Consider the following 13549-nt stretch of genomic DNA (forward strand, 5'->3'; position numbering starts at 1 on the left):
AAAGGGCCAGCACAGACAACACAAAACCATCGCCCTGACACCAACCCTCGCACACCTCGCATGACATGCTAAAGTCGCCCCGTTCCCCGCACCACCCAACGGATCCAGCATGCCCGCACTTGATGCCACCCTTACCTCCTGGCCAGAACTCGCCGCCCGCCACCCCTGCGACGCCCTGCTGCTGGGCAATGGCGCAAGCCGCGCAGTATGGAAGCCGTTCGGCTACTTCTCGCTGTTCGAGCAAGCGCAACGCGCAGGCCGCAAGAAAGGCCTGGCGGTCAGTGACCAGGCACTGTTCAAGTCCTTGGGCACGGAACTGTTCGAGCCGGTGCTCAGCGCCCTCAACACCACCGTGCGTACCAATGCCGCACTGGCCATCAACTCCACCGCGCCGCTGAACCGCTACTACTCGATCAAGGAAGCGTTGATTCACGCCGTGCGCACGGTGCATCTGCCCTGGCCGCTGATGCCGCCGGCCACCCTGGCAACCCTCAATCAGGCCCTGCGCACCTATCGAAGCGTCTACACCAGCAACTACGACCTGCTGCTGCCATGGGCCGTGCAGCACGCCCCGAATGGCTTCGCCGAACTGTTCGACGAACAAGGCTATTTCGACGTGCGACGCACCGGCAGCGAAGGTACCCGGGTGCTGCACCTGCATGGCGGCCTGCACCTGCTCAAGCTGCCCGACGGCACCACCCGCCAGCGCAGCGCTGAAAGCGCCGAACTGCTCGATGGGTTTGCCGTGAATATCCCGGGTGAAGTACCGCTGTTCGTCAACGAAGACCGCAGCGACGAGAAACTGCGCGCTATCCGCAACTCGGACTATCTGAGCTGGTGCCTGGGGCAGCTGGCGCAGGAAAACCAAGGGATATGCCTGTTCGGGCAGCATCTGGACAGCAGTGACCGGCACCTGCTCGACGCTGTGCGCCAAGCCCGTCCGCAACAGCTATCCATTGCCATTCGGCCGCTGGGCGAGGCGTCGGTGATCAATCAGAAGCAGCATTTTGCAGATCGTTTCGGGGATTTGCCGGGGACGGTGCTGCATTTCTTCGATGCCAACACCCATCCGTTGGGGCAGGCAGCATTGGCTATCGAAGTGCCCTCTGCTCAGCGCTGACAAGGTGCCCGGCAGGCGTACCGGTGGGTGGCGTCAGAGCAACCCATCCGCGCGCAACAACGTTTCCAGGCAATGCTCCTGCACCCCATAGAACGCCTTGAGCTGGGCAATCTTCTCCAGCAACGCCCCGTTATCCCCCGCCTGCCGCCGCTTCACCGCAAGAATCATCTTGTTCTTGTTGGTGTGTTCCAGCGAGATGAACTCGAACACCTTGGTTTCATAGCCACAGGCTTCCAGGTACAGCGCGCGCAGGCTGTCGGTCAGCATTTCGGCCTGCTGGCCCAGGTGCAGGCCATACTGCAACATGGGTTGCAGCAACCCTGGGCTGTGCAATTGCGGGCGGATCTGCTTGTGGCAGCACGGCGAGCACATGATGATCGCGGCGTTGCAGCGGATACCGGTGTGGATGGCGTAGTCAGTGGCGATGTCACAGGCATGCAAGGCGATCATCACCTCGATGGCCTCAGGCACCACGCTGCGTACATCACCACACTGGAACTCCAGGCCCGGGTGGTCGAGGCGTGCGGCCGCGGCGTTGCACAGGTCGACCATGTCCTGGCGCAGCTCCACGCCGGTCACCTGTGCGTCACGGCCCAGACTGTTTCGCAGGTAGTCATGCATGGCAAAGGTCAGGTAGCCCTTGCCCGAACCGAAGTCAGCCACCCGCAGCGCCTGTTCCGTCGACACCAGTGCATTGGTCAGGGCGTGATCGAAGACCTCGATGAATTTGTTGATCTGCTTCCACTTGCGTGACATGGACGGGATCAGTGCGCCTTGTGCGTCGGTCACACCGAGGTCACGCAGAAACGGCCGCGACAGCTCCAGATAACGCTTCTTCTCGCGGTCATGCCCGCTGCCCGCATCGGCCACGCGCGGTGCCTGGGCACCGTGGCGCTGGAGCATCGGTTTGCCCTTCTTGCTGAAGGTCAACTGCACTTCGCCGTCAGCATCGAACAGGTGGGCATTGCGGAAGCTGTCCGGCAGCAGTTCGGCAACCAGCACCTGGGCCTGGTCCAGCGGCAGGTTGCGGGTGATGTCGCGGGTCTGGTGGCGGTAGACCAGCGACAGGCACGGCTGGCCCTTGACCTGCAGCGGCTTGGCAATGATCCGTTGCAAGGTCTGGTCGGCACCGACATGGCGCGCCAGCACCAGCTTGACCAGGGTTTCGCCGTACAGGGCGGCGTTCAGCAGGTCGAGAAACTGAGCGCGCGCATCCGGCGCGCAAGAGGCAGAAGTACTGGCGGACATGAAAAGGGGGCCTTGGGTAGCGGAACGCCTATTCTAACGTGCCGCAGGCACCCTGTGGGAGCAGGCTTGCCCGCGAACACCGGCAAAGCCGGTGGCAGACACCGTGTCGCCTGATTCGCGGGCAAGCCCGCTTCTACAGGGAATCCAGCAAGGCTGGGCGCGCCTTCAGTCGAGAATCACCAAGCGGTTGGGCAACTCGTTGCGGGCATGGGTTGGCGGCACGTGCTGGCTAAGCAGCTCGCCACACGCTTCGATGCACTCGACAAAGCCCTGCAAGGTGCGGCCCTGGCGCACCTGCTCGGCCAAGCGGGCACCGATGGCCGCGCGGGCTTCGGCATCCAGGCAGTGTTCGATACCCCGGTCGACCAGGATCTCCACATGCCGCTCCGCCTCGCTGACGAAAATCAGCACGCCCGTGGCGCCTGCTGTGCGCTGCAGGTTCTGCTCGCGAAACTGCTGGCGGGCCAGGCGCGCGGCACGCCAGCGGCGCAAGGCACGGGGGATCAGCCAATCGGCCAGGCGCGGGTTGCGCAGCAGCAGGCACAAAACGACGAACAGCAGCACGTTGCCCATCAGCACGCCACGCACGCTGGGCCAAGCCAGCAGCCAGTGCAACAGACCGGGCACGGTCAGTGCCAGCACGGCGGCCCACAACAACGGCCAATACGCATAATCGTCGGCACGACGGGCAAGCACCGTCACCAGTTCGGCATCGGTACGCCGTTCGGCACGGGCAATGGCTTCGGCAATCTGCCGCTGATGGTATTCGTCGAAGGGGGTCATGCCGTCGGTCTCTTGAGCGTTCTTATAGTTGTTATCCCGGCATTCGGGGCTTCATCCGCAGGCGACATATTCAGGCATAATCCGCCGCTGGAAGAATTGCCTGCAAATCGTACAACAATAGCCGCCTGAAAACTTCGGTCGCGCACGTATCACCGTGGATACGGCAGAGGCCCCACAACGGAATTGATGATGAAACTGTCTTTGCTGGGCCTGGCCATGGGCCTTGCCAGTCAGGCGGCCCTCGCCGCCCCCACCGCCCCGCCCCTGCAGGACAAGCAGGCATTCATCGAGCATCTGATCAGCCAGATGACCGAAGCCGAGAAAATCGGCCAGTTGCGCCTGATCAGCATCGGCCCGGAAATGCCCCGCGACAAGATCCGCGAGGAAATCGCCGCCGGCCGTATCGGTGGCACCTTCAACTCCCGCACGGCCCCCGAAAACCGGCCGATGCAGGACGCGGCCATGCGCAGCCGCCTGAAGATCCCGATGTTCTTCGCCTACGACACCGTCCACGGCGAGCGCACCATCTTCCCGATCGGCCTGGGCATGGCCGCTACCTGGGACATGGAGGCCGTCGCCAAGGTCGGCCGCACCGCCGCGATCGAAGCCTCGGCCGACGCCCTGGACATGACGTTCGCGCCAATGGTGGATATCGCCCGTGACCCGCGCTGGGGCCGCACCAGTGAAGGTTTCGGCGAAGACACCTACCTGACCTCGAGAATCGGCCAGGTAATGGTGCGCTCGTTCCAGGGCAGCAGCCCGGCCAACCCCGACAGCATCATGGCCATCGTCAAGCATTTCGCCTTGTATGGCGCCGTGGAAGGCGGACGCGACTACAACACGGTCGATATGAGCCTGCCGAAAATGTACAACGACTACCTGCCACCCTATCGCGCCGCGCTCGATGCGGGTGCCGGTGGCGTGATGGTGGCGCTGAACTCGATCAACGGCGTACCGGCCACCTCCAACACCTGGCTGATGAACGACCTGCTGCGCAAGGAGTGGGGCTTCAAGGGCGTGACCATCAGCGACCACGGTGCCATCCAGGAGCTGATTCGCCACGGCGTCGCCCGTGATGGCCGTGAAGCCGCCAAGCTGGCGATCAAGGCCGGCATCGACATGAGCATGAACGATACCCTGTACGGCGAAGAGCTGCCGGGCCTGCTGAAGTCCGGTGAGGTGACCCAGCGCGAGCTGGACCAGGCGGTGCGTGAAGTGCTGGGTGCCAAGTACGACATGGGCCTGTTCAAAGACCCGTACGTGCGCATCGGCAAGGCCGAAACCGACCTGAAGGACTACTACGGCAACGACCGCCTGCACCGCGAAGCTGCGCGTGACGTGGCACGCCGCAGCCTGGTGCTGCTGGAAAACCGCAACCAGACCCTACCGCTGAAAAAGGCCGGCACCATTGCCTTGGTCGGCCCGCTGGCCGATGCGCCGATCGACATGATGGGCAGCTGGGCCGCCGACGGTAAACCCGTCCACTCGGTGACCGTGCGCGAAGGCTTGCGCCGCGCCGTGGAAGGCAAGGCCAAGCTGGTCTACGCCAAAGGCTCCAACGTCACAGGTGACAAGGCGATACTCGACTACCTGAACTTCCTCAACTTCGATGCCCCGGAAATCGTCGACGACCCACGCCCGCCTGCCGTGCTGATCGATGAAGCAGTCAAGGCGGCGAAGCAATCCGACGTCGTGGTCGCCGTGGTCGGCGAGTCCCGCGGCATGTCCCACGAGTCGTCGAGCCGTACCACCCTGGAGATCCCGGCCAGCCAGCGCGAGCTGATCAAGGCGCTCAAGGCCACCGGCAAACCGCTGGTGCTGTTGCTGATGAACGGCCGGCCGCTGTCGATCAGTTGGGAGCGCGAGCAGGCCGACGCCATCCTCGAAACCTGGTTCGCCGGCACCGAAGGCGGCAATGCCATCGCCGACGTGCTGTTTGGCGACTACAACCCCTCCGGCAAGCTGGCCATTACCTTCCCACGGTCGGTGGGGCAGATCCCGATGTACTACAACCACACCCGCATCGGCCGGCCGTTCACGCCGGGCAAGCCGGGCAACTACACCTCGCAATACTTCGAAGAACCCAACGGGCCGCTTTATCCGTTCGGCTATGGCTTGAGCTACAGCAGCTTCGAGCTGTCGGGCCTGAACCTGTCGAGCAAGGATCTCAAGCGCGGCGATACGCTGGATGCCAAGGTAACGGTCAAGAACACTGGCAAGGTTGCAGGCGAGACGGTGGTGCAGCTGTACCTGCAGGATGTGTCGGCGTCGATGAGCCGCCCAGTGAAAGAGCTGAAAAACTTCCAGAAGCTGATGCTTGAACCGGGTGAAACCCGCACGTTGACCTTCCGCATCAGCGAGGACGACCTGAAGTTCTACAATGGCCAGTTGCAGCGGGTTGCCGAACCAGGGGAGTTCAATGTCCAGGTAGGGCTGGACTCCCAGGCGGTGCAGCAGCAGAGCTTTGAATTGCTTTGACTGAAAAAGGCCGCCTGTTCCGGCCTTTTCGCGGATAAAACCGCGCCTACAGGTGCTGCAGAGTACCTGTAGGCGCGGGTTTACCCGCGAAGAGACCGGCCCCGTTACCCCACCACCGGATCCGCCCCCCGATGCCCTTTTCCTTTCGCGCCCTGCGTCTGGGGCTGATCACCCTGCTGATCGTGCTGGGTACCGCACTCAGCGCCGGCTGGGCCATGCACCAGGCCAAGCGCCAGGCCATGGAAGACGACGCCAAGCGTGCCAGCCAGCAACTGGGCCTGTACGCCAACGCACTGCACACCCTGATCGATCGCTACCGTGCCCTCCCCGCCGTGCTGGCGCTGGACCCGGAGCTGATCGCAGCCTTGCGCGGCCCGGTCGACGAAAAGGTTCAGAACGCCCTGAACCTCAAGCTCGAACGCATCAATGGCGCCGCCAATTCCTCCACCCTCGAGCTGCTCGACCGCACCGGGCTGGCCATTGCCGCCAGCAACTGGCGGCTGCCCAGCAGCTACGTCGGCTCCAACTACGGTTTCCGCCCCTACTTCAAGCAAACCCGCAGCCAGGGCAGTGGCCGCTTCTATGCCGTGGGCGTGACCAGTGGCGTGCCGGGCTACTTCCTCGCCAGCGCGGTGAACGACGAGCATGGCCGATTCCTTGGCGCCATGGTGGTCAAGCTGGAGTTCCCCGAGCTGGAGCGCGAATGGCGACAGGGCAACGATATCCTGTTGGTCAGCGACGCCCGCGGCATCACTTTCATCGCAAACCAGGATGGCTGGCGCTACCGCGAGCTTCAGCCGCTCAGTGGCGCCGACCGTGCCGAGCTGGCCGAAACCCGCCAGTACGACAAGCAACCGCTGGTGCCGCTACACCATCAGGTGCTGACGCGGTTTGCCCCCTACAGCACCCTTAGCCGCGTGCAAGGCCCCGAGGGTAGTACCGAGTACCTGTGGGAAAGCCTGCCGCTGGAAGGCGAAAACTGGACCTTGCACCTGCTGCGCAAACCGCAGGTTGCTGCCGACGGCCGTAATGCCGCGCTTGGCGCCGCCGCCGTCTGGCTGAGCCTGGTGTTCGCCGCCCTTTTCGTCAGCCAACGCCTGCGCCTGGCACGCCTGCGCCAGCGCAGCCGGCAAGAACTCGAACGCCAGGTCGAAGAACGCACCCGCGAGCTGCGCACTGCCCAGGAAGGCCTGGTGCAATCAGCCAAGCTCGCCGCTCTCGGGCAGATGTCGGCGGCCATGGCCCACGAAATCAACCAGCCTCTGACCACCCAGCGTATGCAGCTGGAAACCCTGCGCCTGCTGCTTGACCATGGTCGCCATGACGAAGCGCGGCAAGCGCTGGAGCCACTGGAACAGATGCTCACGCGCATGGCAGCACTTACCAGCCACCTGAAAACCTTTGCCCGCAACAGCCCGATGGGCCTGCGCGAACGCCTTGACCTGGCAACCGTGGTCGACCAGGCCTTGCACCTGCTGGAAGCGCGCCTTCGCAACGAAGAAGTGGAAGTGGCGCTGTACCTGGCACGCCCGGCCTGGGTACGCGGCGATGCCATCCGCCTGGAGCAGGTGCTGATAAACCTCCTGCACAATGCACTCGACGCCATGCTCGACAAGCGTTACAAACGCCTGGAGATCCGCATCGAACCCGACGGGGCACTATGGCGCCTGAGTGTGCTCGACTCGGGTGGTGGCATTGCCGAAGCCGACCTGGCCAAGGTCTTCGACCCGTTCTTCACCACCAAACCGGTGGGGGAAGGGCTAGGGCTGGGCCTGGCCATTTCTTACGGCATCGTCCACGAGGCCGGCGGCCAGCTGCGGGCCGAGAACCTGCCTGGCGGCGCGCGCCTGAGCCTTACCCTGCCCCGTGACCTGGAGCCTGTATGTTGAATTCGGTGATCGTCGTCGATGATGAAGCCAGTATCCGCACTGCTGTCGAGCAATGGCTGAGTCTGTCTGGCTTCAGCGTGCAGTTGTTCGCTCACGCCGAAGCGTGCCTGGCACACCTGCCGCAGCACTTCCCTGGGGTGATCATCAGCGATGTGCGAATGCCGGGCATGGATGGCCTGCAATTGCTCGAACGCCTGCAGGCGAACGACCCCGACCTGCCCGTGATTCTGCTGACCGGTCACGGTGATGTACCGATGGCGGTAGAAGCCATGCGCATGGGGGCCTATGACTTCCTGGAAAAACCCTTCACGCCGCAAGACTTGCTGGGCAGCCTGCGCCGCGCCCTGGAAAAGCGCCAGCTGGTACTTGAGAACCGCCGGCTCCACGAGCAGGCCGACCTCAAGTCACGCCTGGAAGTCACGCTACTGGGCATGTCCCAGGGCCTGCAACAGCTGCGCCGGCAAGTGCTGGACCTGGCCGGCCTGCCGGTGAACGTGCTGATTCGCGGTGAAACCGGCAGTGGCAAGGAGCGGGTGGCCCGCTGCCTGCACGACTTTGGCCCCCGTGCCGCCAAGCCCTTTGTAGCCCTTAACTGCGCGGCCATCCCCGAGTCGTTGTTCGAGGCCGAACTGTTCGGCCATGAGAGCGGCGCCTTCACGGGCGCCCAGGGTAAACGGATCGGCAAGCTGGAATATGCCAACGGTGGCACCGTGTTCCTCGACGAAATCGAGAGCATGCCACTGGCCCAACAGGCCAAGCTGTTGCGGGTGATACAGGAGCAGAAGCTGGAGCGCCTGGGGGCCAACCAGAGCATCAGCGTGGACCTGCGCATCATTGCTGCGACCAAGCCCGACCTGCTCGAGGAGGCGCGTGCCGGGCGCTTCCGCGAAGACCTGGCCTACCGCCTGAACGTGGCCGAATTGCGCCTGGCACCGCTGCGCGAGCGGCGGGAGGACATTCCGCTGCTGTTCGAACACTTTGCCCGTGCTGCAGGTGAAAAGCTGGGTCGCACCGCCCCGCCGCTATCGGCTGCACAGCTGGCGCAGCTGCTGTCACATGATTGGCCTGGCAACGTGCGTGAGCTGGCCAATGCGGCGGAGCGGCATGCGCTGGGGCTGGGTTCGCCAAACATCGAGGTGGCACCTGCCGGGCAGTCGCTGGGCGAGCAGATGGAAGCATTCGAGGCGCAATGCCTGCGTGCGGCCTTGCGTCAGCATGGGGGCGAGATCAAGTCGGTGATGGAGGCGTTGCAACTGCCGCGGCGCACCCTTAACGAGAAGATGCAACGGCACGGGCTGGTGCGCGAGGATTTTGTTGGGCAGGAATGAGCGGAAATCCGCTTATGACCTGCACCTGGTAGGCAAAAAACCGCTTATCACGTCGAGATTCCGGGCTGCTTTGCAGCCCTTCGCAGGCAAGCCCGCTCCCGCAAAGGGCAGCGCAAGCCCCGCTACTGTGCCGGTTTTGGGGTATTGGATGCCCTGAAATGAATCAGCCCGCCCCCATTTGGCACACCTTCTGCAATTGCCTTGGCAAGCTGCGCCACGGCGCGCTCCACAAAAACAACGAGAAGGTATCCCTGATGGATAACGCCACCTCCCTGCCCGCCGGGGCGGCCACCGCGCCTGCCGCAGAAAAAACCACCGCCAGCCGCTTGAAGTCGATTTTCAGCGGGTCCATCGGCAACATGGTCGAATGGTACGACTGGTACGTCTACGCCGCATTCTCGCTGTACTTCGCCAAGGCCTTCTTCCCCGCCGGCGACTCCACCGCACAACTGCTCAATACCGCTGCGATCTTCGCCGTGGGCTTCCTCATGCGCCCGATCGGTGGCTGGCTGATGGGCCTGTACGCCGACCGCAAGGGCCGCAAGGCCGCGCTGATGGCGTCGGTATTGCTCATGTGCGCAGGCTCGTTGGTCATCGCCCTGACCCCGGGTTACGAAACCATCGGCGTCGCCGCACCTGTCCTGCTGGTCATCGCGCGCCTGCTGCAGGGCCTGTCGGTGGGTGGTGAATACGGCACCTCGGCCACCTACCTCAGCGAAATGGCCAGCAAGGAGCGCCGTGGTTTCTTCTCCAGCTTCCAGTACGTGACCCTGATCTCCGGCCAGCTCATCGCCCTGGCGGTACTGATCGTCCTGCAACAGACCCTGACCACCGAGCAGTTGTACGCCTGGGGCTGGCGCGTGCCGTTCGTGATCGGTGCGCTGTGCGCGGTGGTGGCCCTGTACCTGCGTCGCGGCATGGAAGAAACCGCCTCGTTCACCAAGAAGGAAAAGGCCAAGGAAAGCCTGATGCGCACCCTGCTGCGTCACCCCAAGGAGCTGATGACCGTCGTCGGTCTGACCATGGGCGGCACCCTGGCCTTCTACACCTACACCACCTACATGCAGAAATACCTGGTCAACACCGTGGGCATGAGCATCAGTGACTCGACCACCATCTCGGCCGCCACGCTGTTCCTGTTCATGTGCCTGCAGCCGGTGATCGGTGGTCTGTCCGACAAGATCGGCCGCCGTCCGATCCTGATCGCCTTCGGTGTGCTCGGTACCCTGTTCACCGTTCCCATCCTCAGCACCCTGCACACCATCCAGACCTGGTGGGGTGCGTTCTTCCTGATCATGGCCGCACTGATCATCGTAAGCGGCTATACCTCGATCAACGCCGTGGTCAAAGCCGAGCTGTTCCCTACCGAGATTCGCGCCCTCGGCGTGGGCCTGCCGTATGCCCTGACGGTGTCGATCTTCGGTGGCACCGCCGAATACGTGGCCCTGTGGTTCAAGAGCGCTGGTATGGAGAGCGGCTTCTACTGGTACGTCACCGCCTGTATCGCCTGCTCGCTGCTGGTTTACGCGACCATGAAAGACACCAAGCAGCACTCGCGGATTACCACTGAGTAACGCTGGCCTGGCAGTACTAAAAGGGGCGCTCCATTGCATGGAGCGCCCCTTTTTCATTCAGACCTTTCCTTCTTAACGCCCTATTAATTCCACCTTTTCAAGCTGCAATGGCTGGCAGAACGTTGGCGCCCGCGCGAACGCTCCCAAGCCAGGCTTGCGGCCTGAAGCACGGCATACGCGCACAAAAACATCTAATAAATAGATTATTAAGCACTGTTTTTTGCGCTTTTTAATCAAATTATTCGGCGTAGGATTAAACCCATAGAAACAAACAACTCACAAACCCCTGGAGCAACGACCATGAAAAACAAACTGATCCTCACCTTGGCCCTTTCGGTTTTCGCAGCTGGCGCCTTCGCCGAAGATGGCTTCGACCGGACCGACGCTCACACCTTTGCCGCGGTTCAAACCCAGTCAGCCAGCTACGCTGAAGACGGCTTCGACCGCACCGGCGGCCAACGCTTCGCCGAAGACGGCTTCGACCGCACCGGTGGCCAACGCTTCGCTGAAGACGGCTTCGACCGCACCGGCGGCCAACGCTTCGCTGAAGACGGCTTCGACCGCACCAACGCGCACCGCATCAGCTGATACCTGATTGCGAGCACCCAGCCCGGCTTCGGCCGGGCTTGATCATTTGCACACGAGCTCAGGCTTGGCACACTAGGCACCTTGTCCACCAGGAGGTAGGGCCAACAAGCCCAGCACAGATGTATTACTACGAACCCGCCAAAGGCCACGGCCTGCCGCACGACCCGTTCAATGCCATCGTCGGTCCCCGCCCTATCGGCTGGATCTCCTCTCAGGACCGCGAAGGCCGCCTGAATCTGGCGCCTTACAGCTTCTTCAATGCGTTCAACTACATCCCGCCGATCATCGGTTTCTGCAGCGTCGGGCGCAAAGACAGCCTGAACAACATCGAGCAGACCGGTGAGTTCGTCTGGAACCTGGCCACCCGCCCACTGGCCGAGCAAATGAACCTGAGCTGCGCACCGGTTGCTGCCGAAGTGAACGAATTCGAATTGAGCGGCCTCACTGCCGCACCGTCTAGCATCGTCAAGGTGCCGCGCGTGGGTGAAACGCCGGTAGCCTTCGAGTGCAAGGTCAGCCAGATCGTCCAGCTCAAGCGCGCCGACCAGCAAGAGGTGCCCAGCTGGCTGATCCTTGGGGAAGTGGTGGCGGTGCACATTGCCGAGCACCTGTTGAACAACGGCATCTACGATACCGCTGCCGCCGAGCCGATCCTGCGTGGGGGTGGCCCGGCGGATTATTTCGAGCTGGGCAACCTGTTCAAGATGGCCCGGCCGCCGGCCTGATCACCAGACCAGCTCACCCTCTTCGCTGACGCCCTGCAGGCGTTGCAGCTCGGCGGTGGCCGCTTCGTCGGCGGCCACAGCGCCCTTGAACACCTGCCCGTCGAGAACCTTGTGAAAGCGCGGCGCGCCGCCCATGCCCAAGGCTTTGACCGCGATGGCTGCGTTGTAGCCGCCACCTTCCACTGGCACCATCGCCGATACCGCTTCGAAATGAGTGAATTCCCTACGTGCCATGTTGCTGTCCGCGTGATTGAACAAGGGTGTCACTTTACCTCATCCACGCTCAATCGAAGGTATGCAAGTCCAGGCTGCTGACCACCTGAGCCTGCACCAGCTCACCGAACACCTCCAGTGTCGGTGAAGCAAAGTAGCCACTCATCGCCTGCTGGTCCTGCCAGCTTCCGCTGAGCAACCACAGGTCAGCATCAGCCTGAGAACGCTGCACGGTGAAACTCAGGCATCCCGGTGCTCGCAGCGAGGGCTCGAGCAGGTCACGCAGGCGCGCGCCCAGCTCTGCCGAGCGCCCGCTGCTGGCACGGATGAAAGCAAGGTGGGTGACCGGTTGTTTAAGGGTCATTGCACAATCTCCTTGAAGCAGGCGGACGGAAAAGCCAGGCTGCCAAGGTTAGGCGCTCACCCGCGCGGCGCGTTAGGCCATTACTGCATGTCGATTGCCTGATCCTGCAGCGCGGCAGGATCAGGCAATCGACATGCAGCTTTCGACTAGCGCCCGTCTTTGCCCAAACCTATGCTGCGTCGGTCAGCAGAGGAAAGCCATCATGACCACCGCCACGTCCACCGAACCGACCCTGGAACTGCAGCGCCTGGAGCTGGCCGAGCTGATCAACCGCCACGCGGGCGAGCCCTATGGCCCAGCATCGGCCATCGATGACCTGTACCTGGTGCGTTACACCGAAAATGTGCGTTCTGTACCCACCCTGGCGCAGCCTGCCCTGTGCATCCTTGCCCAGGGCAGCAAAAGCCTGTTCCTGGGTGACGAGCAATACGCCTACGACCCACTGCATTACATGGTCGTTTCGGTAACCTTGCCACTCAGTGCCGTGAGGCTGGATGCCAGCCCCGAGAACCCAAGCCTGGGCCTGCGCATGGACCTGGACCCGGCCGAGATCAGCCAGCTGATCGCCGAGAGCGGACCGATGCTGGTACCCAATCGACCTTCCGGCCGTGGTTTGTATGTGGAAAGGACTGATGCCGCGTTACTCGATGCCCTGCTGCGGTTGCTGCGGCTGCTGGACACCCCGCGCGACATCGCAATGCTGGCGCCGCTGTTCCGCCGCGAGATTCTCTACCGCCTGCTGCGTGGGCCGCAGGGTTACCGGCTGTATGAAATTGCCTTGGCCAACAGCCAGACCCACCGGGTTTGCCAGGCCATCACTTGGCTCAACAACAACTTCCAACAGCCGCTGCGTATCGAGGACCTGGCGCGTGAGGTCAACCTCAGCACCTCGACCTTGCACCACCGCTTCAAGGCCGTGACCTCGATGAGCCCGCTTCAGTACCAGAAGCAACTGCGCCTGCAAGAGGCGCGGCGGCTGATGTTGAACGACGGGCTGGAGGCGGCGGTGGCGGCTTATCGGGTGGGTTATGAAAGCCCGTCGCAATTCAGCCGTGAATACAGCCGGCTTTACGGCGCGCCGCCAATTCGCGATGTGGCTCGGTTGCGGGCTACTGCGGTCTGAAGCTCGACACTCGCCTGCCCCGGCGCTTTCGCGGGTAAACCCGCACCTGCAGGTTTTTGCACAGATGCGAAAATTGCGCGCTGCCTGCAGGCACGAGAGGCCGATACAGGCAATCG

Annotated in this window: 12 protein-coding genes; 8 read left to right on the forward strand and 4 right to left on the reverse strand. The window is 63.0% G+C overall.

Translation table 11 applies throughout. The features are described 5' to 3' along the window. The first annotated feature begins 109 nt into the window (after positions 1-109). Positions 110-1120 (forward strand): DUF4917 family protein, encoded by a 1011-nt coding sequence (locus tag REH59_RS23670; protein ID WP_014859149.1) that lies wholly within the window; start codon positions 110-112, stop codon positions 1118-1120. Between the two features lie 33 nt (positions 1121-1153). Here the strand turns inward: REH59_RS23670 and REH59_RS23675 are convergent, their stop codons facing one another. Both REH59_RS23675 and REH59_RS23680 read right to left on the reverse strand, forming a co-directional pair. Beyond that, positions 1154-2368 (reverse strand): class I SAM-dependent methyltransferase, encoded by a 1215-nt coding sequence (locus REH59_RS23675; RefSeq protein WP_014859148.1) that lies wholly within the window; start codon positions 2366-2368, stop codon positions 1154-1156. Positions 2369-2533: 165 nt separating this feature from the next. Further along, on the reverse strand, positions 2534-3151 hold the full coding sequence (locus tag REH59_RS23680) for a TPM domain-containing protein (RefSeq protein ID WP_003251995.1): 618 nt from the start codon (positions 3149-3151) through the stop codon (positions 2534-2536). A gap of 186 nt (positions 3152-3337) precedes the next feature. Here REH59_RS23680 and bglX point away from each other — a divergent pair, with 186 nt between their 5' ends. The 6 genes from bglX (at position 3338) to REH59_RS23710 (ending at position 11733) form a co-directional block, all read left to right on the forward strand. Beyond that, entirely contained in the window at positions 3338-5629 is a 2292-nt protein-coding gene (bglX, locus tag REH59_RS23685) for a beta-glucosidase BglX (protein WP_014859147.1), read from the forward strand. Positions 5630-5760: 131 nt separating this feature from the next. Beyond that, positions 5761-7518, forward strand: a complete 1758-nt coding sequence (locus REH59_RS23690) for an ATP-binding protein (protein WP_014859146.1) — start codon at positions 5761-5763, stop codon at positions 7516-7518. Further along, positions 7512-8846 carry a sigma-54-dependent transcriptional regulator gene (locus REH59_RS23695; RefSeq protein WP_003251989.1) on the forward strand — a complete coding sequence of 445 codons (1335 nt, stop codon included), beginning with the start codon at positions 7512-7514 and terminating at the stop codon, positions 8844-8846. Before REH59_RS23690 ends, REH59_RS23695 begins: the two co-directional genes overlap by 7 nt. A 254-nt stretch (positions 8847-9100) precedes the next feature. Beyond that, entirely contained in the window at positions 9101-10420 is a 1320-nt protein-coding gene (locus REH59_RS23700; RefSeq protein WP_003251986.1) for an MFS transporter, read from the forward strand. A gap of 300 nt (positions 10421-10720) precedes the next feature. Continuing rightward, positions 10721-11008 carry a hypothetical protein gene (locus tag REH59_RS23705; RefSeq protein WP_014859144.1) on the forward strand — a complete coding sequence of 96 codons (288 nt, stop codon included), beginning with the start codon at positions 10721-10723 and terminating at the stop codon, positions 11006-11008. A gap of 119 nt (positions 11009-11127) precedes the next feature. Further along, a complete protein-coding gene (locus REH59_RS23710) occupies positions 11128-11733 on the forward strand; it encodes a flavin reductase family protein (protein ID WP_004575149.1) in 606 nt (201 codons plus the stop codon). Here REH59_RS23710 and REH59_RS23715 read toward each other — a convergent pair whose 3' ends face one another. Together REH59_RS23715 and REH59_RS23720 are read right to left on the reverse strand one after the other, a co-directional pair. Then, the gene (locus REH59_RS23715) at positions 11734-12000 is read right to left on the reverse strand and encodes a hypothetical protein (RefSeq protein ID WP_014859143.1); all 267 of its coding nucleotides are present in this window, start codon (positions 11998-12000) and stop codon (positions 11734-11736) included. Between the two features lie 16 nt (positions 12001-12016). Then, the gene (locus tag REH59_RS23720) at positions 12017-12310 is read right to left on the reverse strand and encodes a putative quinol monooxygenase (protein WP_003251976.1); all 294 of its coding nucleotides are present in this window, start codon (positions 12308-12310) and stop codon (positions 12017-12019) included. 202 nt (positions 12311-12512) lie between these two features. Here REH59_RS23720 and REH59_RS23725 point away from each other — a divergent pair, with 202 nt between their 5' ends. Continuing rightward, the gene (locus tag REH59_RS23725; RefSeq protein WP_003251974.1) at positions 12513-13433 is read left to right on the forward strand and encodes an AraC family transcriptional regulator; all 921 of its coding nucleotides are present in this window, start codon (positions 12513-12515) and stop codon (positions 13431-13433) included. The last annotated feature ends 116 nt before the right edge of the window (positions 13434-13549 follow it).

Source organism: Pseudomonas sp. BO3-4 (assembly GCF_034044115.1).
Classification (GTDB): Bacteria; Pseudomonadota; Gammaproteobacteria; order Pseudomonadales; family Pseudomonadaceae; genus Aquipseudomonas; species Aquipseudomonas alloputida.